A 19,457-nucleotide genomic window follows, 5' to 3' on the forward strand; every position below is an offset into this window, starting at 1 on the left:
TGACTTGCATATTTTTGCGGTCTGACAACAGTTGTGTATTTTACCTGCTTTTCTCCCTCTTTCTTAAACCCCTACCCTTGAAAGTGTCCCCTACCCCCTACCTAATTACATTCTCCCATGACCAAAGTCATCAGGGTGGTGGAGATTTCATCAAGGGGGAGAATAAAATCTACCTTGCCAGTTTGAATTGCGGCGGAGGGCATCCCCGAAAATTCGGCGGTTTTTGCGTCTTGGACAATAATAGTGCCACCCATTTTTTTTATCGCTTCTACTCCCATTGCGCCATCGCTACCCGTTCCAGTTAGCACAATAGCGATCGCTCTATCTTTGTAAGTGGCTGCAACTGATTCAAATAATAGGTCAGCCGAAGAACGTAAAAAATGTACTAATTCCGACTGTGACAAGGAAAGGGTACCATCACCGTTAACCAACAGATGACGATTAGGTGGGGCAACATAAGCCGTTCCTGGAGTAAGACAATCTCCCTCTTCTGCCTGTTTGACGGTAAGAGCCGTGCGCCGATTCAGAATTTCTGCCATGAACGAGCGATGTTGGGGGTCAAGGTGTTGCACAATAGCGATCGCGGCTGGAAATTTTGCGGGTAGAGTCGATAACACTTTAACTAGAGCAGTCAGACCACCTGCGGAAGCTGCGATCGCGACAATATCAAAGGCAGCATGATTAAAGTGAGGTAGATGATTTTTGGCATTTTCTGCCATTTGAATCATGATTTTGCGGCTATAACTATCTGAGTAACTTTTTTAGTTACAAATCGGATTAATTTAGTTACAATCTTTTATCCTTGTTCCAATAAATTGTACAGTATATCTCGAACTACTTTAAGATATTTTTGCCTTTACCTATCAAGTCTATAGGCTCATCTTCCTGCTCTAGAATCTGTTTAGCCTGTAAAAGTTGCTGCCTATGTTCCTCACTAACTGTTGGGTATTGTAGATTTAGTTCTTCTAATTTTGTACAGATAATATTGGCAACGGTCAGGCGGGTAAACCATTTGCGATCGGCAGGAATAATATACCAAGGGGCCCATTTAGTACTAGTGTAGTTAAAAACCTCTTCATAAGCATTCATATAATCATCCCAAAAAGCTCGTTCTCGGACATCGTTATCTGAAAACTTCCAATGTTTTTCAGGAGATTCAATCCGTTCTAAAAAGCGTTTTTTCTGCTCTGCTTTCGATACATTCAGAAAAAACTTCAGGATTATTACACCATTGGTTACCAAATATTTTTCAAAATTATTGATTTCTTCAAAACGCTGCTTCCATATTTTCTTTCCCTGAGAGAAGTGGGGAAGTTGTTGTTTATTAAGCATTTCTGGATGGACACGAACCACTAGCACTTCTTCATAGTATGAACGGTTGAATATCCCAATTCGGCCTCTTTCTGGCAAAGCTTTCATTGATCGCCACAGATAGTCATGATCTAATTCTTCTGCACTCGGCCCCTTAAAACTAAACACCTGAAATCCTTGCGGGTTCACACCAGAGGTCACATGTTTAATAGTGCTATCTTTGCCAGCAGCATCCATCGCTTGAAAAATAATTAACAAAGCATGGGTGTTTTGAGCATAGAGAATATTTTGGTAATTTGCTAGTCGTTCAATATCTGCCTGTAATTTAATTGCAGCATCAGTTTTTTCATGAAAATCAGTCTTGTAAGCTGGATCATAGTTTTTTCTCAGAGAAATCTTTGAACCTGGCGGAACAATGAAAGCATCATGATTCATGTATAGAATCTCGTAACGGCTACTTAATACACAATCACATTTTGAAGTATTAATTACTGAAAGTTATAATTTATTAATTAAATAATAATTTTGATTCAAAATTCATCACTTTTAACCAATTCTGTGGGTTTAAGTCCCCATCTTCGTCATCGGCAAGTTTTGTAGCTCTTTCTAAACCTTTATTAGAGGTTATTTGAAAAGTCTAAATTAACGTGAGTTCGATGAACCTCTCCCTCCCAGCCTCCCTCTGGGAAACGGAAAGGGAGGAGCAAGAAAAATTCCGCTCCCTTTGGGAGAAGACCGCGCTATCTCACCATTTTAAATGTCTGAAACCCTTGCAAACAATTAATTACGAATTACGTTAGCGCAGCGTTAGCGACGCAGGAACGTCATTACGAATTACGAATTCCGCCTTGCGGTACTAGTTACTTACGTCGCTTTGGCATAGGACGCATCGCTTCACGACCCAAGAGAAACATCCCCGTAACGCCTAAACTGACAAACCAAACATATTGATACCAATATTGCCGAATCTGTTCAACTGTATTGAGTTGTGGATGCAACGTGTTTAAATACAGCAGCAGCACCAATATCATCAGCGCTCCAAAACCAACCAAGCTCAAGCCGATAAGAATTCGTGCAGGACGCAGTTCAAAATCACTAATAGTGTCTAGGTCAATTTCTGCCAGTTCCTTAAAATAATCATCTGCCCAAGATGAGGTTGCTTGGAATCTATTGCTAAGTTTTGATGGCAAAATCGGTGACAGTGTTGCTACAGTTGGGCGACGTAGCAAAGCCTCTGTATCTCGCAGCAATTCTAGTGGTTTACGGGTAGTAGTTGGTTGAGCAAACTCTATATTGTCTTTAGGAGTTGGAACATTAGCTTTGCTTTCAAAATCCATAGCACGCTTGGGAATAACCAGGATATATATACATAGCGTAGCGAATCAGAATGAAAATGAGTCGAAATAATTCGTAATTCGTAATTCGTAATTCGTAATTATTTTATGGTAAAAAACCTATTCTTTGCTCAAAGTAAGCGAATTTATGACTGGGATAATTACAAATTACTCGTCCATCTCTTTTAACGTAGCTAATGCCGACGGAGATAAACGACTGAGATAGCGGAATATCCAGTATTTAAAGATAGTGTTTAAAATCACGGGAAATGTAGCAATAAAGAAAAATATTACATTTCTACTGGTTGGCAGACCTAAATGTTCTGAGAATCCTGCAAGTAAGACTTCCCAGCCCTCTGGTGAGTGAAATCCTACAAATATATCTGTAACTAGAATAATCAAAAAAGCCTTAGCGCTATCGCTAAGACCATAGACAATGGTATCCAAAAAAGATTTAAACATCACAATTTCTTTTTTGCTCAGAGCGACAACTATACTAAAAGAAAGTAGTGATATTAAGTCAGCAAAAACATTACCAACACTACTATTAGTTTTTGCGCGGAATTCTTCAGACATTTCAACTGCTTTATTTTTAATTTTTTCTTGTGTTGTCTCTGAAGAAAGTGGTGGAGCTTGATTAAGCAAATATTCAAATCTAAGTTCTTCTTGAAAAATATATAATTCATGGAGAGCTTTTTTTTCCATGTCAGAATTGATAAAAATTTGAGTTGTATTATCTCCTCTCATCTTTTCTAATATTGGAGTTACTAAAAATTGCTTAGATAAATATTGAGCTAAAAGTGGTACAACAATAAGAGTTATCAAAAATCTTAAGGCAATTGTTGTTCTGTTGCTAGAAACTCTATACTTCCTGACAAATTCTTCTTCTGACTGCGGCGAAAAATCTGATTTAACTCTATTAAATGCTTTGCTTATAGACCTCTGAAACACTCTATTATTTTCAGATTGAAGCGTTGCTTTAACATCATTTGTATTAGATGAGTCTGGCTGTTTGTTAATTTCAGTACGGTTAATTTGTGGGGGTTTAGAAGTTGATTTTAATGCGCTATTACTAATTATTTCATCTTTTATAGCGTACTTTTCGACAACTTTATCAATGTCCTTTAGTGTTTCTAATAAAACAGAGTTAGAAATATTGATAATCCCCCGACTCATCTGGAATTCTGCAAGTCTGAACTTGATAATAGTTAAATTTTTATCAAGGTATACTTGCCAATACGACATGACATTCTCAGTATACTTTACTGACTCTGAAGATATTTTTTTGTTACCAAAATGTTCGATCTCGATGTTTCTAATTCTCTGAGCTGCTTCTTGAGCTTCTAATAGTGCCCTTTCTGGTGTATCTAAAAACCAATGTTTAAGCGATCGCAAGTATCTTTTGAGTCTTCGGCGGAATAATGCTGGTGTTTTTGCGAATGAATTTTTCATTATATATATGACTTACGCATTGACAGAAAATACCAAATATGAATTCTTTGAAAAAGCACGTCTGTCGTAGGGGTAAAGCACATTGCTCATTGGTGTCAATTTAACGCGAAACCTCACGTCCGCCAGGGATTGTAAATCCCTGTCTCATAGCTAAAGTCCTCTGAAGAGGACTAAAGAGCGCGAAAATTTTTAGTCTACTTCAGTAGACTTGAGGAATTAGTCAGGGAATTATATTCCCTGGCGGGTGAACAACACCTAATCAGTACACTATTTTTGGCTTAAGTTGACACGCATGAGCAATGTGCTTTAACCCCTACATCTGACCATCGAAGAACGATTAATAAAAGGCTGAAACGACCCATTCTCGTATATTCATACGATGATTAAGTTGTACAGTGCGTAAGTTCTAATATATATGACTATTTATTTGAAATACTAGTAGGGTAAGTCGTAGCTCTGGTTTTTGTAACAAAAAATTAACTACGAAAAATTAATTTATTTCAATATCATAAATAAGGTGTGTAGATTATCTGTCAATAGTTTAATGAGGGAGTAGGGAGTAGGGAGTAGGGAAGAGGGAAGAGGGAGTAGGGATGTTTCTCCCAAGGGCAACTTTATTGCCTACTCGATCGCAACCCAGCTTTCGCCGGGGCCAATGACTGTAGGGATGTTCCTCCCAAGGGCAACTTTATTCCTACTCCCCACTCCCCACTCCCTACTCCCTGTTTTGGTGACACAGATTAAAATTACACTTTACAGCTTGATGTAGGGGAGCTAGCACGCAAGGTCTTTTCCCCATTTTGGCAAGAGGTGTGAGACGATTTAGTGCATAGCGCAGCCTCTCGCCATATCGGCACAAAATAAAAGTTGGTCACTACAACAAGCAAAAAATCTGAACCGAGAATTTATTGGCAATATGAAACTCAGTCTGTGCATGATTGTGAAAAATGAAGCATCAACACTGCCTAAATGTCTCAGCAGTGTCAGAAAAGTAGTAGATGAAATGGTAGTCTTGGATACAGGCTCAATCGATCGCACTCCCAATATTGCCCAACAACTCGGTGCAAAAGTCCATCATTTTAAATGGTGTAATGACTTTAGTGCTGCTCGCAATGCAGCTCTAAAATATGTCACTGGTGATTGGATTCTGGTATTAGATGCTGATGAAACTCTGAATCCAGCAATTGTACCGCAGTTACAAGAGGCGATCGCGAGAGATGAATATCTGCTAATCAACCTCGTCCGCCATGAAGTTGGTGCAGAACAATCTCCCTATTCTCTGGTTTCCAGGCTATTCCGCAATCATCCAGATATTCGCTTTGACCGTCCTTATCATGCCTTAGTGGATGATAGTGTGGCAGCAATTTTAACTAAAGAACCCCATTGGCAAGTGGGCTATTTACCAGGAGTGGCACTTTCACACGTAGGATATCAAAAAAGTGCGATCGCTCAAAATAACAAATATGCTAAAGCCGCTACGGCGATGGAAGGATTTCTCGCAACTCATCCTGATGATCCCTATGTTTGCAGTAAATTAGGGGCATTGTATGTACAAACTGGGAAAATTACCCAAGGTATGGAGTTACTGAGACGAGGAATCACCGTTGTTGAAGACAACTACGATATTTTATATGAACTCCACTATCATTTAGGTATTGCCTACAATCGGTTGAAAAAATTCCCACAAGCTATTTCTCACTATCAAGCTGCCATCAAATTGCCAATTTATCCCATGCTCAAATTGGGAGCATACAACAACTTGGGCAACTTACTCAAAGCAGCAGGGGATTTCAACGGTGCAAAAACCGCTTACGCTACAACTTTGAAAATTGACCCTACTTTTGTTGTTGGACATTATAATTTGGCGATGACATTTAAAGCTTTGGGTTTATTTATAGACGCGATCGCATATTATAAAAATGCCATCGGGTTAAATCCCAACTATGCCGAAGCTTATCAAAATTTAGGGGTAGTGTTGCTCAAAGTTGGTAATCATCAAGATAGTTTAACAGCTTTTAGAAAAGCGATCGCCCTTCATGAAAGGTATAATCCCGAAGAAGCGAAGAGACTACGCCAGGGGTTACACGAGATGGAGCTGATGTAGATGTGAGGGAGATGAGGTTAAAGGTTAAAGGTTAAAGGGTAAAGGGTAAAGGGTAAAGGGTAAAGGGTAAAGAAACAAACCCCTTTCCCCTTCCCCCTTCCCCTTTACCCTTCTTCATAATTCCCAATGCCCCATACCCAATTTAATAAGCTTGTAATGAACATTTGCTGAATGCTACCTTCTACAAGGTGACACAGGATTTGGAGTGTTTTTTTTAATATGATACGTAGACACGAAGTAGCTTTTAGCTTGACATCGCTGATCAGTCTCAATTTAATATCTAGTTTAGTTGCATTTGATTCTGCGATCGCCACACCACCCAGAACCCCAGATAAAAGTGTAAATTGCGAGATTTTAGTTGTGGGTGGTGGACTTTCCGGTGTAGCCACAGCTTACGAGGGGTTGCTAGCAGGACGAACAGTTTGCCTCACAGAAATTACTGACTGGCTGGGGGGACAAATTTCTGCTCAAGGGACATCTGCATTAGATGAACGACCAACTCAACGTTCCCAACAATTTTATTCTCGCGGTTATCTGGAATTGCGAAACCGCATTCAGCGTAAATACGGAGAACTTAATCCAGGTGACTGTTGGGTAAGTGACTCGTGCTTTCTTCCCCGTGACGCTCACACCATTTTGACGCAGATGCTCAAAGATGCCGAAAAGAAAGGCAAAGGGAAGTTGCAATGGTTTCCCAACACGGTGATTAAAGATTTAGAAATCGCTGCTGATGGCAAAATAATTAATGGTGCGATCGCAATCCAACATCAACCACCAAAAGGCGCACCACCTCTCAATACTTTTACTTTATCTCAAAGCATTGAAGATGCTTATCGCTACGAAAACTCATCTCGGTTTACTAAAACTATTGTCCGCTTCATCCCCAAAGCAGCAAAAGAGAATGCTCCTAAATGGTACGTTGTAGACGCTAGCGAAACTGGGGAAATTATCGCCCTTGCTGATGTTCCCTATCGATTAGGCATTGATGCCCGTTCCTACCTAGAACCTTCTGCATCCAGCGCTAATAATGACCCCTATTGCACTCAAGGCTTTACCTACACCTTTGCAATGGAGGCAACCAAGGAAGCGCAACCGCAGACAATGCCCCCATTTTATTTACAATATGCACCATATTTCAGCTATGAATTAGCACGACTAGCTAACTTTGATTTAGTTTTTACCTATCGTCGCATTTGGAGTCCAAACAAGGGTCAACCAGCAAAATTCGGTGGCGTAAGTTTTACTGCGGCGACACCAGGGGATATTTCCATGCAAAACTGGACTTGGGGTAACGACTACCGCCCCGGAACAGCCCAGGATAACCTAATTTACACTCGCCAACAGTTACAAGGTACTGGGCAATTACAGCCAGGGGGGTGGATGGGAGGACTGCGGACAGAAACTCTCCGCAGAGGTGAGGAAAATGCCCTATCTTACTATTACTGGTTGGTAGCCGGGACTACAGATTCTCAACTAGGGGAGGGTGTAAAGCAACAGCGAACTAATAACCGCTTTGTTTCAGGTTTAAATTCGCCAATGGGGACAGCACATGGCTTATCGAAATATCCCTATATGCGAGAAGGACGGCGCATTATTGGCCGCCCTAGTTGGGGACAACCGGAAGGCTTTGCTATCTGGGAAATTGATATTTCCCGCCGAGATTACAATGATGAGTATTATTCAAAGACTCTGCCAGCAGATATGTATCGTCGGCTACGAGCAGCAGTTGCAGGTTTGGAAGCAGTATCAGTAATTGACGGTCAAGTTACACCAGACAAAGCAATGCGACGGACTCGTTCTACCATCTTCCCCGATTCTGTGGGTATTGGTCACTACGCGATAGATTTCCATCCTTGTATGCTGAATAGTCCCCCAGAAGCCCCTGGTAATATAGAACGTCCAGGCGAAAGACGCGGTGCAGGTCAAGCTTATCCCTTCCAAATTGCTCTCAGGGCGATGATTCCTCAGAAAATCGACAATTTGCTGGTAGGAGGCAAAAGTATTGGTACTAGTCATATTGCTGCTGCTGCCTATCGGGTACATTCCTTTGAATGGTCGGCTGGCGCAGCTGCGGGAACTGTCGCTAGTTTTGCCATCAAAAATGCGATCGCACCTTACCAATTAGTCGATGACTTACCCAAACAAGAGCCACAGCTAGAAGCACTCAAACAGCTTTTACAAAAAAATGGCAACCCTACCGCTTTCCCAGATACATCTATTTTTAACCAAAACTGGGATAATTGGAAATAGGGCATTGGGCATTGGGCATTGGGCATGGGGCATGGGGCATTGGGCATTGGGCATTGGGCATTGGTTATTAATTCTTTTCCCCATTCCCCATTCCCCATTCCCCATTCCCCATTCCCCACTTCCCAGACAATAAACTAAACTAATTACTTATAGTGTAGTTTTGTAAAATACTCTTGACCAATTGTTGTATGGTTATGACACTTTCAGCAGATGTTTACGGGATGGCCACAGCACCAACTGTAGCTCCTGAACGGTCTAATCAAGTTACCCGTAAGACTTATCCGAATTACAAAGTGATTGTATTAAACGATGATTTTAATACATTCCAACACGTGTCTGAATGTTTGATGAAATATATTCCGGGGATGACTGGCGATCGCGCGTGGGATCTGACTAATCAGGTACACTATGAAGGTCAAGCGATCGTCTGGGTCGGGCCCCAAGAACCTGCGGAACTCTATCATCAGCAGCTGCGCCGAGCAGGTTTGACAATGGCACCTCTAGAAGCAGCTTAATTATCATGGGCAAAACCCCCGTAGATCCTCTCGGAACGGCTTCGCAAAAAGCAAAAGCTGCCAGACTGGTTTGGAATCATTCGACACACCTTTCTGGTCTTATCCCTATTTTAGAACGTCTTTGTCAGCACGATGGTATCCAAACCGTGACACCGGGAGTGATTGGGCGGTCAAAAGGTCATTGTCCAAAAATGCAACTGCGTGTCTCAGTTCCGATTCGGGGGGGCTATAAAGTCATCGCTCGGCAGGGGAAAACAGTACAAGAGGTGTTTATCCTAACGACCTTATCCCAAGATCAACTAGAAACGTCATTAGCGATCGCCATGAGATGTTAATCATGCCCGATAGGTGCTGAGTTGGGAATCTCACTTTTTTACCCAATCCCCAATTCCCAATGCCCAATCCCTAATCCCCAATAACTATTCCTCAACCCGATGTACTGCAAATTTGTGTAGCGGCAGACTAACGATGCAAGAAAAAGTTAAGAAATATGACAGAGCCGTAGTTATTTTCAAAGTCATCAGCACAGATTCCCAATCAGGTAAAACCATTTTCTCTATGCCAAAAGCTACACAGTAAACCAACCAGTAACTAAAGCTCATTCTAAACAGAATCCGCTCTGTTTCTTCCATCTCATTTGTTTTTTGCTTACTATCCCACAGTAACACCAGTCCAATAATGCAAGCTACAAAGGAAACAGCAACTACAGATTCGTGACAAAATATATTTAACGAATGCATTTGTGTTTATCCCCACATTTTTCCAGTTGAAGATCAGTCTAAAGGAATATTCCTTCCAGAAATACAAATTATTTACAAACCTCAATAGATTGAAGAGTGCTGAGTGAGAAATCTCACTTGCAACTCAGCACTCATAACTCAGTTAACCTTCAAGGCTAGTTGCCAAAATTGAAGTGTTTGCAACAATTGCTTCTTCATGTATAAGAAAGGTTTAAGTATTTCCAAGAAATGTATAAGCAATTGCTGCAAATGCTTAATACTTTGCAACAATTGCTCTTTCATATATAAGAAAGGTTTAAGTATTTCCAAGAAATGTATAAGAAGTTGCTGCAAATGTTTAATACTTTGCAACAATTGCTCCTCCATGTATAAGAAACGTTTAAATGATTGCAGCAATTGTTGTAATTAACTTATGAGTTAATCTTACTTAAAAAATCAATCAAAATCTTTTAAGTAAAATTAATTGCCCTCAACTCCCTTCTCTCAATTTGGGCTACGGTGTACACACAAGTTATCGAATCACTACAAGTTCTCAAATTACCCCACCCTAACCCTCCCCTTAGAAAGGGGAGGGAACTAGATTTTCTTGTTTCCCCCCAATGCATCGGGGGGATTAAGGGGGGTAATTATACTTGTGTGTACACCGTAGCCCAATTTATAAGAGGAATTTAGGGTAAGGGCTTTTGATAAACATAATTTTGAGCCACTTTCCAATAGCGCGAGAAACGTTTCAAGTCAATATAGCCGTCATAGTCAAAAAATGGTTCTACCTCTAGCACTTCCACTGCTATAGAACGCTCTATTTGATTACAGATATCATCAAACCGGGGACTGGGACTATCGGCTGTGACAACTAAATTGGCATCATGTTCTTGAGCAAAAGCCAAAATTTCCAGTGCCACATTGCCACGGCGAATAACAACAGGTAACTCTAGTAAACATTCGTAGATAAAAGTCAGACGTTTAAGACTCAATTGCCATTCCTCTATCAAAGCCTCATCCCAAACCCAGATAGCTGGGGCATTGGGGTATTTTTGCAATGTGGGATTATATGGACTGAGACAATCTCCATGTACCCAAACAATTGGTTTATTCATTTTTTACCTTTCTTTCCACGCTGCCAACTTTGGCTATTAGGTTGTTTACTAAATTCACCTTTAGGAAAAAGTCGCTGTTCTAATTCTTCATAACTGCCTTCAAAATCACAATGACCGTAAAGGGGACATTTCTGGCAATAAACGCCTTTGGTGTAGCGTTCTAAGTTCTCACGGTTGAAAAAATATGGTTTATGACTAAAAGTGCTGGCAACCCACTGCCATGACATATTATTACTAGCAGGATCTCCATCTAAAAGGTGTTCGAGAAACCATTTGGCTCCTGCTTGCCAACGAATACGCCGCCAATGGACAACATAAGCCGCTAGCCACATTCGCGCGTGGTTATGTAAATAACCAGTTTCTCTCAAATCACGACTGAAATTGTCAATGCAAACTCTGCCTGTAGTTCCTTCTCTCATATCTTGTGGCAATTCGGGTGCATATTCAGCCACAGTGTAACCAGTTTTGTACTCTTCCTGGTCTTTCCAGATTTCATCCCCCAACTTCATATACAACCGTTGCCAATAGTCGCGCCAGCCTAATTCGTTAATTAGTTTTGTAGCATCATCTTGGTGCTGTACTTGGTTGAGGATATAATCTCGAATTTCTCGCAAACTCAAAACGCCATAGCGGATGTAAGGCGAAAGTCGCGTGACTGCGCCTGTGAAGAAATTACGTGTTTGGGCATAGCGAAGGGGATCGATTTTTTGCAGCGCTGTTTGTGCCGCTTTGCGTCCCCCCAGAGTTTCGCTGATGTGGCGATCGCGTTGTGCTGCACCTGGAAATTGTTCGCGCAGGTAGGCTACCAACTCATCGCGGTTGGTAAATTCGCGTTGCATATCTTTAGTCATGTGAACTTTGAAGGGTGAAAATAGATAAACAAAAACACTTGTAGGCTAAGTCACTATTATCGCGAATAAATACAAGCGATCGCTCTCAACCTGATGAGAGAACTTTTTTCATGATAAGCACAGATGAATCAATGTATGGGCTAGCAATAACCACAAGCATCGTTCATTGTCCTAATTTTTACTGGTGACGTGAATATCCCAGTAAGGCTAGACTGTCAGGGCAAATTGTGTTGCAAAAAACACCATGACCCTCTGCATTAATCCCCATTGCCCAAGACCCCAAAATTCTGAAAATATACTGTTTTGTCAAGCCTGTGGCTCAGAATTGCTCTTGGAAGGACGGTATCGAGTGACTCGCCAATTAGGTGCTGGTGGTTTTGCCAAGACATTTGAAGTCAACTATGCTAACACCCTCAAAGTCTTAAAAGTTCTGATGCTGGATGATGCCAAGGCAGTATCGCTGTTTCAGCAAGAGGCACAAGTCTTAAGCCATCTGAATCATCCAGGGATTCCAAAGGGAGATGGGTACTTTACCTTCTCTTCCAAAAATAGCCAAGCGCCACTGCATTGCTTGGTAATGGAAAAAATCGAGGGGTTGGACTTGTATCAATATATGGAACAACGGAGTAATCGCCCCATTGATGAAAAGTTAGCACTTTTATGGCTAACTCAGTTGGCAAATATTTTGCATGAAGTGCATCAGCATAACTTTTTTCATAGAGATATCAAACCACCAAATATTATGCTCAAAGCAGATGGACATCTGGCTTTGATAGACTTTGGTACAGCAAGAGAAGTTACACAAACCTATCATCAAAAAGCAGTAGGGCAAAATATAACAGGGATTTTTTCACCAGGCTATACACCACTAGAACAAGCCAATGGTAAAGCCGTTCCACAATCAGACTTTTTCGCCCTCGGTCGCACATTTGTTTATTTACTTACCGGCAAATCTCCAGATCAATTTTCTGAAGACCCGCGAACTGGTAAGTTAATGTGGCGAGACAGTGCTTTACAAACATCTAAACAGGTAGCTGGTTTGATTGATTACCTGATGGAAGCATTTCCTGGCAAGCGTCCTCAAAATGCCCAGATTATTTTGAGGTGTCTATCAGAAATTAATTCAACTGTGCAGTCATATTCTACTGGTTCTTCAGCATCACAATTACCACCTACAGAAATAGAAAAGCCTAAACAAAGTAAGCAACTTAAAACCTCAGCGACTACTCAAGTTGAATCTTCAAAAACTGAAACCAATATATTTTCTAGCCAGATTGCTCAATTCACAGGTGGAGTAATTGCTTTCGCTATACTTTTTTTAATTAAATTTGGTAGTCGGGGAATTTATAAGTTATTTGACTCTCATCCAAGTCAACCAGTTGTGACTTCAACACCAACTGAGCTACAAGCAAGTAATTCAGATGAATCGACAAATAATTCTGAGCAAGCAAATACTGATTCCACTAGCCAACAACCTTCTATTTCCGAGGAAAATATTCCCCCAGGAGTTCCATCTGGTTGGAAGAAGTTTGAGGGTAGTGGTGCAGAATTATGGTTGCCTCCTAGTTGGGAAGGTGCGGATTTATATAAATCAATGCATAAGTTAGGCAGTTACAATCCCAAATTTGAGCATTTTGCTCAACAATTACAACAAAATCCCTCAGCTTTTCCAATTTGGGCTTTCGACTCGATCAAGGGTGGCTCAGGCTTCCTAACTAATGTAATTGTCTCAAATGAACAAGTAAATCCTACAATTAATTTAGAAACTTACTTACAAGAGGAAAGCAAGAAGTTTCCTGCTCAGATTCGTATAGTGGATATGAAAACTGGGTCGGTTGAAGGTTATCAGGTAGGACGGATAATCACAGAAACATCACTAGCTAGAAGCGGAAAACAAATATATTATATCATTAAAGATGGGAGGACTATTTGGAATGTAATTTTTTCTACTGGGGCAGATGAATTTGAACAAAGATTACCAATCTTTGAAGCAAGTCTTGATACCTTTACCTTGTCAATTAAGTAGTAGCTTGTAAGTAAAAATTGCTTCTAGATTGTTTGGGTTTTGCTATTATTCAACCAAAATTAATACTATTCGTAATTAGTGGTTACGTGCGATCGCTCAATTTATGTACAATTCTAAAACGGTCGCAATCTCTCACACACCCATCATGAGCAACATTCCCCAAGTCGGACAACGAGCGCCAGATTTCTCCACCCCTGACCAAAATGGCAATTCAGTCACTCTCGAAGACCTCAGCGGTCAGTGGATTGTCCTCTACTTCTACCCCAAAGATGACACACCAGGCTGTACCACCGAAGCGAAAGATTTCACCGAGTTGTATCAAGACTTCAGCGCACTAGGAGCAAAAATCTTAGGCGTAAGTCCAGATTTGGCTAAGTCCCATTGTAAATTTATCAGCAAACATAACTTGTCAATCACCCTTTTAAGTGACCCAGAACATCTTTTAATCGAAGCCTACGGCGCTTGGCGCTTAAAGAAGTTTATGGGCAAAGAATATATGGGTGTTGCTCGGTCAACTTTTCTAATTTCACCTGATAGAATTATTGTCTATACTTGGCCTAACGTAAAAACCAAAGGTCATGCTCAAGCAGTTTTAACTAAATTACGGGAATTAGCAGCTACGTAACGCGGCTGGATGCTAGAAACTGCGTGATAATTAAAGTCAGGAATTAGACTTTTTGCAAGTTGAAATAAATATGATTCAAGTCATCCAAGCCCAAAATGTTACTTTTGCCTATTTAAAGAAAAAATTTGCTCTCTATAAATCTGAAGATGAGCAATTTTTTACAGAGTGGTTTGACTATATCCCTGAAGTTTCCGAATTAGAAAAGCAATATTTAGACAGAGTTAAAAATAACTATCTTAACGTCCTTGAAAATGCTCCTCTTTTAGAAGAAGCAGTAAAATTGGTAGTATTATCTCCGTTGTTAGATTTAGCTGGTTTTTATCGTCCTCCTTTTTATATTGCTACTGAAGAAAGTGTAGAAATTAGTGAAGATTTTATCATTGATGATGAAGTAACTACCGAAGATACTAAAGAAATTATTAAAGGTAAAATTGATGTCTTAGTTCTCCAAGATCAGCTATGGTTATTGATAATTGAATCTAAAAGGTCTAGTTTTTCCTTGGCAAAGGCGATTCCTCAAGCACTAACTTATATGTTGGCAAATCCTCAGCCTGATCATCCTACATATTCCTTAGTAATGAATGGAGAAGATTTCCAATTCATCAAGTTGATAAAACAAAATAAACCAATATATGCTTTATCTGATAGATTTACTTTATATAGACGCGAAAATGAATTATATAAAGTTTTGAATATATTAAAAAAGATAGGTCAACTTTTAAGTTAATTTTCTTTGCTATTTTTATCTAGATTAATACTAGAACAGTTTCGTAATAGTTATATTGCATCTTGTAAATAAATTATGGTTCAATTTATCCAAGCACAAAATGTCGGGCTTGCCTATTTGGAAGAAAGATTTAGCCTACAGCTAGCCGAAGATGAGGCATTTTTCACAGAATGGTTTGAAAATTTACCGGAAATTACAGATTTAGAAAAGCAAGGTTTAGACAGAATAAAACTTCATTTTCTCCGTTTAGTTAAGCGTCCTCCTTTGTCAGAAGAAACGGTTAAATTAGTAGTTTTATCTCCTTTACTCAATTTAGCTGGGTTTTATGATGAGCCTTTTTATATGAGAGGCGAGGAATCAATAGAAATTTCTGCGGAAGATGAAGGAGAAATCATTAGAGGTAGAATTGATGTTCTAGTTATTCAAGAACAATTCTGGTTGTTAGTAATTGAATCTAAAAGGTCTAGCTTTTCTCTTTTAGAAGCCATACCTCAAGCACTTGTTTATATGTTGGCTAATCCTAATAAAGATAAACCTACTTTTGGATTAGTAACAAATGGTAGCCATTTCATTTTTATAAAACTGACTAAACAAAATATCCCAAAGTATGCATTGTATGATGAATTTACGCTGTTGAAGAGAAAAAGTGAACTGTATCAAGTTCTAAGCGTATTAAAAAATTTGAGTCAAAGTTTGAGTTAATAATTATGTCTATTCGTCCTATATATCTTGATTCTCACGCTACTACAGCCGTAGATGAACGGGTACTAGCAGCAATGCTTCCCTACTTCACAGAAAAATTTGGAAACCCAGCAAGTATTGGTCATGTTTATGGTTGGGAAGCAGAAGCCGCTGTGAAGCAAACGCGAGAAATTTTAGCAGCAGCAATTAACGCTACACCAGAAGAAATTGTGTTTACGAGTGGTGCAACAGAAGCAAATAATTTAGCTGTTAAAGGTGTTGCTGAAGCTTATTTTAAAAAAGGTCAGCATATTATTACTGTTGCCACGGAACATAGTGCAGTTATTGATCCTTGTAATTATTTAAAAAGTCTTGGTTTTGAAATTACTATTCTCCCTGTCCAAAAAGATGGATTGATTGATTTAACTGAGTTAAAAAAAGCTTTCCGTCCTGAGACAATTTTGGTATCGGTGATGGCTGCAAATAATGAAATTGGCGTGTTACAGCCTTTAGCAGAAATTGGCGAAATGTGCCATGAACACAACATCATTTTTCACACCGATGCTGCTCAAGCTATTGGTAAAATTCCCTTGGATGTGCAAGCGATGAAAATTGACTTGATGTCGCTAACAGCACATAAAGTATATGGCCCCAAAGGCATTGGAGCGCTGTACGTCCGCAGACGCAACCCCAGAGTACAACTGGCTCCCCAGCAGCACGGTGGTGGACATGAGCGCGGGATGCGTTCTGGTACATTGTATACACCGCAAATTGTCGGCTTTGGGAAAGCTGTAGAAATCGCTTTGGCTGAACAAGGGACAGAAACCCAACGCCTCACCCAGTTAAGACAAAGATTGTGGGAACAGCTTTCGCAAGTTGAAGGAATTCATCTCAACGGACATCCGCAACAGCGATTGGCGGGAAACTTGAGTATCAGTGTTGAGGGAGTGGATGGAGCCGCACTTTTGCTAGGATTGCAGCCAGTAATGGCCGTATCTTCTGGATCTGCTTGCTCGTCGGCAAATACTGCACCTTCCCATGTTCTCACAGCATTGGGACACCCCCAACAGTTAGCTTATGCCTCGATAAGGTTTGGTATTGGCAGGTTTAATACCCAAGAGGAGATTGATATTGTAGCTAAACATGCGATCGCTACTATTCAAAGTTTACAAAATAAACGGTAAGCATGACCTACCCTATCTCTAACCTGATTAAAATAAAATAAGGTGTTAGGTTTGGGAGCTTTTGGTGTTGTTCGTTTGTATACAGCACTTCCGGCGGCTATGAGGTACAGCCTCAAAGCTGAAAGCTATGATAGGAGAGAGGTAAGAAGAAAATTGTATTGCATAATAGCCGGAAGCGCTGTAACCCCAGACTTTTAAACTCACAACAATTCATCAAGGTCGTATTCACCCTCATTGTGTCTTAAGCCGAAGTTTAGCTTACTATCATTGCGGGGATTGTAAGAAGTATTAGGTAGACTAATAGCGCCTAATATTTTTAATATGTAAATTTCGCGTTCACCAAGCCCTATCGCTCCTGTAAAATCTGCACAACGCCAAGACCTTAAAAAGCTTGTAGCTTCATCAACAGGTAAATTTAGACCAGTTTTTAGTTCAAGATAAACATCTTCACCTTCAACAGTAAGAATTTTAAGAACTTCTTGATGAACTTCCTCATTTAAAATGTACACTGATTTAATTCTATAGTTCCATTTTAATAATCTATTTTCTCCATAAGCAACAACTATTTCATTCTGTTTAACTTTAAAAGGTAAATTTGGTCTATCTGAAGGATTAAGCCCATGAGGGTAATAAAAAAAGATAGCTGGTGTATCAGGATTCCGAGTAGTTAATAATGAGGGTGTTTTATTTAAAGGTATTTTTGAAATCCAACCGATTAAAAGGTCTCCTAGTATCAAATTGTTTAAGTTACTATTTCGTAGGGTAGCGTCTAACATTCTAGATTGACTATCAAATCTAGCATTACTTAAATCAGTATTATCTAAATTGCATTCTGTGAGATCAGCTTCAGAAAAGTTTGCATACCTTAAATTCGCACCAGCTAGATTTTTTCCTCTCAGACTAATAGGATCATATTGCACTAAAAGGCTGGCAACATTACCACCAACTATACCTACTTCTTGTGAAGTTTTACCACAGGTTTCTGTAATTATAGTCAATAATCTAGCCTTGACCTTTTCGTTGTCTGAAGAAATCATATTTCCTATCAATTCAAAGATAGCATTATTCCGTCTTATATTTACTAGCTTGTCGTGATTATTACTAAAAAAGTCTGTATTTAGTGTTTCTTTACCCACAGTTTCTGCTAGCAATTCTATTTCTTCAGGAATAAACTCTTGCAGACATAAAATAGGTTTAATATTGCCATTTTCATCACATTCCCGATGAAAATAAGATGACCAAGTATAGTCAGATGAAACACTCTCACTTAAGTGAGATTGTGCTTTAGCTAACTCGGCAAAGTCAGGAGCTATAACCCCTAATTCAGCAGCAAATTTGTAGGCGACAAAAAACTCTAAAAGGGAGCGATGCGCTGGTGAATAGTCACCATCTGCATTACGGATGAGCATAGTCTGACCCATCATGTCAAAATGCCAGTGGTCTAGATATTTTTCCTCCTGCACGGCATGACCAAAAAGACGGCGTATCCGATCAGGGAAAAGTCGGTAGTTAAGACTCATCTGATCAGTTGACAGCATCTCCCACGACAACTCACATAGAAAATAGAGTTTATCAGCTAATGAGGTAAAAGTACGCTCTGCCTTTATATCTCGCTCCATCTTGTTGCGTACAGCATAGAGATAAATACGTGACATATCTACTGGATTTCCTGCTTCAATATCAGGTAGAGCTTCCAGAATTAGTTCAGTCATCACTGGGCGACGGGCTAAGTCTAAAAGTTGGGGGTTTTCCATTATCTGTTCAACAGTGGAAACTCCCGCTCGAAATGATAGCACCTGACGAATTTGGTCATCGTTGAATTTCTCTAGTTCTAGCACCTCAAATTGTGGAGGTTCACCAGTGAGAGCAGAAGTAGAAGCTTCTAATTCTGCATTTAATAAAGCTCGACCATCTTTAGCTTCTGGAAAGTGTTCTGTTCGGCAGGTAAGAATTGCTTTAGAACCAGGTACAACAACCCTAGCTAACTCCCAGAAGTTATTAATCATCTTTTGGTTATCTACCCGATCTGCCATCTCATCAAATCCATCAAAGATGAGTAGTAATTTCCCCATCCGGTTGAGTTGCTCAAATACAGAGTAACCAAGAATAGGAATTTCATACTTGCGAAAAAAGAACTCTGAAAACAAAGACTCAACACTGACTGCTTTAGCATAGTCGCGTAAAGGAATAACCAATGGAATCCGAGGTCGTTCACTTTTCCGTTCTTTGGCATCACGATAGCGTTGTAGAGCAGTCCAAGCATAGTGCAAAGTCAACCAAGTTTTACCAGTGCCAAACTCACCTAGTATTGAGATATAGCATTTCTCAGTCTGGTGAAGTACAGTAACAAGAATGGGTAAACCAATTATAAATATCAGTTAACGAGACTTGAGTAAAAGCAGTTTCAATTGCTTTTGCTAAGTCTGGATAACTTCTAGCTCCAATAGAACGTAGTGAAGTTTTAATTTTTGACCAACAGTTTTCAATTGGTGAAAAATCAGGAGAATATGGTGGCAAATAAATTAATTTAGCTCCAACAGATTCGATTAATTTTTCAATA

At 39.8% G+C, this 19,457-nt stretch carries 17 protein-coding genes and 1 pseudogene; 9 read left to right on the top strand and 9 right to left on the bottom strand.

All coding sequences use genetic code 11. The features are described 5' to 3' along the window. Positions 1-101 precede the first annotated feature (101 nt). The 4 genes from A4S05_RS29510 to A4S05_RS29525 form a co-directional block, all read right to left on the bottom strand. Positions 102-728 (bottom strand): chemotaxis protein CheB, encoded by a 627-nt coding sequence (locus tag A4S05_RS29510; RefSeq protein WP_069073331.1) that lies wholly within the window; start codon positions 726-728, stop codon positions 102-104. A 106-nt stretch (positions 729-834) separates the two neighbouring features. After that, positions 835-1,746 carry a polyphosphate kinase 2 family protein gene (locus tag A4S05_RS29515; RefSeq protein ID WP_069073332.1) on the bottom strand — a complete coding sequence of 304 codons (912 nt, stop codon included), beginning with the start codon at positions 1,744-1,746 and terminating at the stop codon, positions 835-837. Between the two features lie 425 nt (positions 1,747-2,171). Next, positions 2,172-2,648, bottom strand: a complete 477-nt coding sequence (locus tag A4S05_RS29520; RefSeq protein ID WP_069073333.1) for a hypothetical protein — start codon at positions 2,646-2,648, stop codon at positions 2,172-2,174. Positions 2,649-2,813: 165 nt separating this feature from the next. Continuing rightward, positions 2,814-4,097 (bottom strand): proton extrusion protein PcxA, encoded by a 1,284-nt coding sequence (locus tag A4S05_RS29525; RefSeq protein WP_069073334.1) that lies wholly within the window; start codon positions 4,095-4,097, stop codon positions 2,814-2,816. A 916-nt stretch (positions 4,098-5,013) separates the two neighbouring features. Between A4S05_RS29525 and A4S05_RS29530 the strand changes: the two genes are divergently transcribed. The 4 genes from A4S05_RS29530 to A4S05_RS29545 all read left to right on the top strand — a co-directional run bounded on the left by A4S05_RS29530 (position 5,014) and on the right by A4S05_RS29545 (position 9,301). After that, positions 5,014-6,201 (top strand): glycosyltransferase, encoded by a 1,188-nt coding sequence (locus A4S05_RS29530; RefSeq protein WP_256091243.1) that lies wholly within the window; start codon positions 5,014-5,016, stop codon positions 6,199-6,201. Between the two features lie 219 nt (positions 6,202-6,420). After that, positions 6,421-8,451, top strand: coding sequence for an FAD-dependent oxidoreductase (locus tag A4S05_RS29535; RefSeq protein ID WP_069073335.1), 2,031 nt, complete (start codon positions 6,421-6,423; stop codon positions 8,449-8,451). A gap of 188 nt (positions 8,452-8,639) precedes the next feature. After that, entirely contained in the window at positions 8,640-8,966 is a 327-nt protein-coding gene (gene clpS, locus A4S05_RS29540) for an ATP-dependent Clp protease adapter ClpS (RefSeq protein ID WP_069073336.1), read from the top strand. Positions 8,967-8,971: 5 nt separating this feature from the next. Then, the gene (locus A4S05_RS29545; protein WP_069073337.1) at positions 8,972-9,301 is read left to right on the top strand and encodes a DUF2103 domain-containing protein; all 330 of its coding nucleotides are present in this window, start codon (positions 8,972-8,974) and stop codon (positions 9,299-9,301) included. A gap of 84 nt (positions 9,302-9,385) precedes the next feature. Here the strand turns inward: A4S05_RS29545 and A4S05_RS29550 are convergent, their stop codons facing one another. The 3 genes from A4S05_RS29550 to A4S05_RS29565 all read right to left on the bottom strand — a co-directional run bounded on the left by A4S05_RS29550 (position 9,386) and on the right by A4S05_RS29565 (position 11,654). After that, complete coding sequence (locus A4S05_RS29550) at positions 9,386-9,706, bottom strand: hypothetical protein (protein WP_069073338.1); 321 nt, start codon at positions 9,704-9,706, stop codon at positions 9,386-9,388. Between the two features lie 668 nt (positions 9,707-10,374). Further along, on the bottom strand, positions 10,375-10,803 hold the full coding sequence (locus tag A4S05_RS29560) for a hypothetical protein (RefSeq protein ID WP_069073340.1): 429 nt from the start codon (positions 10,801-10,803) through the stop codon (positions 10,375-10,377). Then, a complete protein-coding gene (locus A4S05_RS29565) occupies positions 10,800-11,654 on the bottom strand; it encodes an FAD-binding domain-containing protein (protein WP_069073341.1) in 855 nt (284 codons plus the stop codon). Before A4S05_RS29565 ends, A4S05_RS29560 begins: the two co-directional genes overlap by 4 nt. A gap of 244 nt (positions 11,655-11,898) precedes the next feature. Between A4S05_RS29565 and A4S05_RS29570 the strand changes: the two genes are divergently transcribed. The 5 genes from A4S05_RS29570 (at position 11,899) to A4S05_RS29590 (ending at position 16,897) form a co-directional block, all read left to right on the top strand. Then, positions 11,899-13,680 carry a serine/threonine-protein kinase gene (locus tag A4S05_RS29570; protein ID WP_069073342.1) on the top strand — a complete coding sequence of 594 codons (1,782 nt, stop codon included), beginning with the start codon at positions 11,899-11,901 and terminating at the stop codon, positions 13,678-13,680. Positions 13,681-13,825: 145 nt separating this feature from the next. Beyond that, the gene (gene bcp / locus A4S05_RS29575; protein ID WP_069073343.1) at positions 13,826-14,305 is read left to right on the top strand and encodes a thioredoxin-dependent thiol peroxidase; all 480 of its coding nucleotides are present in this window, start codon (positions 13,826-13,828) and stop codon (positions 14,303-14,305) included. Positions 14,306-14,375: 70 nt separating this feature from the next. Next, a complete protein-coding gene (locus A4S05_RS29580) occupies positions 14,376-15,032 on the top strand; it encodes a type I restriction endonuclease (protein WP_069073344.1) in 657 nt (218 codons plus the stop codon). A 75-nt stretch (positions 15,033-15,107) separates the two neighbouring features. Continuing rightward, positions 15,108-15,734, top strand: a complete 627-nt coding sequence (locus tag A4S05_RS29585; RefSeq protein ID WP_069073345.1) for a restriction endonuclease subunit R — start codon at positions 15,108-15,110, stop codon at positions 15,732-15,734. Positions 15,735-15,739: 5 nt separating this feature from the next. After that, entirely contained in the window at positions 15,740-16,897 is a 1,158-nt protein-coding gene (locus A4S05_RS29590; protein WP_069073346.1) for a cysteine desulfurase family protein, read from the top strand. A gap of 791 nt (positions 16,898-17,688) precedes the next feature. Here the strand turns inward: A4S05_RS29590 and A4S05_RS29595 are convergent. Together A4S05_RS29595 and A4S05_RS29600 are read right to left on the bottom strand one after the other, a co-directional pair. Continuing rightward, positions 17,689-19,236: pseudogene (locus A4S05_RS29595) on the bottom strand (pentapeptide repeat-containing protein); the annotation flags it as partial. Next, positions 19,223-19,457 (bottom strand): transposase (locus A4S05_RS29600; RefSeq protein WP_176727146.1); only part of this gene is annotated, 235 nt, incomplete at its 5' end. The pseudogene A4S05_RS29595 and the gene A4S05_RS29600, both read right to left, overlap by 14 nt.

Origin of the sequence: Nostoc sp. KVJ20 (assembly GCF_001712795.1) — a bacterium.
Classification (GTDB): domain Bacteria; phylum Cyanobacteriota; class Cyanobacteriia; order Cyanobacteriales; family Nostocaceae; genus Nostoc.

Coding starts and splice junctions, on each gene's coding strand:
- A4S05_RS29535 (WP_069073335.1), top strand. CDS start 6,421: ATGATACGTAGACACGAAGTAGCTTTTAGCTTGACATCGCTGATCAGT.
- A4S05_RS29530 (WP_256091243.1), top strand. CDS start 5,014: ATGAAACTCAGTCTGTGCATGATTGTGAAAAATGAAGCATCAACACTG.
- A4S05_RS29590 (WP_069073346.1), top strand. CDS start 15,740: ATGTCTATTCGTCCTATATATCTTGATTCTCACGCTACTACAGCCGTA.
- clpS (WP_069073336.1), top strand. CDS start 8,640: ATGGTTATGACACTTTCAGCAGATGTTTACGGGATGGCCACAGCACCA.
- bcp (WP_069073343.1), top strand. CDS start 13,826: ATGAGCAACATTCCCCAAGTCGGACAACGAGCGCCAGATTTCTCCACC.
- A4S05_RS29585 (WP_069073345.1), top strand. CDS start 15,108: ATGGTTCAATTTATCCAAGCACAAAATGTCGGGCTTGCCTATTTGGAA.
- A4S05_RS29550 (WP_069073338.1), bottom strand. CDS start 9,706: ATGCATTCGTTAAATATATTTTGTCACGAATCTGTAGTTGCTGTTTCC.
- A4S05_RS29580 (WP_069073344.1), top strand. CDS start 14,376: ATGATTCAAGTCATCCAAGCCCAAAATGTTACTTTTGCCTATTTAAAG.
- A4S05_RS29510 (WP_069073331.1), bottom strand. CDS start 728: ATGATTCAAATGGCAGAAAATGCCAAAAATCATCTACCTCACTTTAAT.
- A4S05_RS29570 (WP_069073342.1), top strand. CDS start 11,899: ATGACCCTCTGCATTAATCCCCATTGCCCAAGACCCCAAAATTCTGAA.
- A4S05_RS29520 (WP_069073333.1), bottom strand. CDS start 2,648: ATGGATTTTGAAAGCAAAGCTAATGTTCCAACTCCTAAAGACAATATA.
- A4S05_RS29525 (WP_069073334.1), bottom strand. CDS start 4,097: ATGAAAAATTCATTCGCAAAAACACCAGCATTATTCCGCCGAAGACTC.
- A4S05_RS29565 (WP_069073341.1), bottom strand. CDS start 11,654: ATGACTAAAGATATGCAACGCGAATTTACCAACCGCGATGAGTTGGTA.
- A4S05_RS29560 (WP_069073340.1), bottom strand. CDS start 10,803: ATGAATAAACCAATTGTTTGGGTACATGGAGATTGTCTCAGTCCATAT.
- A4S05_RS29515 (WP_069073332.1), bottom strand. CDS start 1,746: ATGAATCATGATGCTTTCATTGTTCCGCCAGGTTCAAAGATTTCTCTG.
- A4S05_RS29545 (WP_069073337.1), top strand. CDS start 8,972: ATGGGCAAAACCCCCGTAGATCCTCTCGGAACGGCTTCGCAAAAAGCA.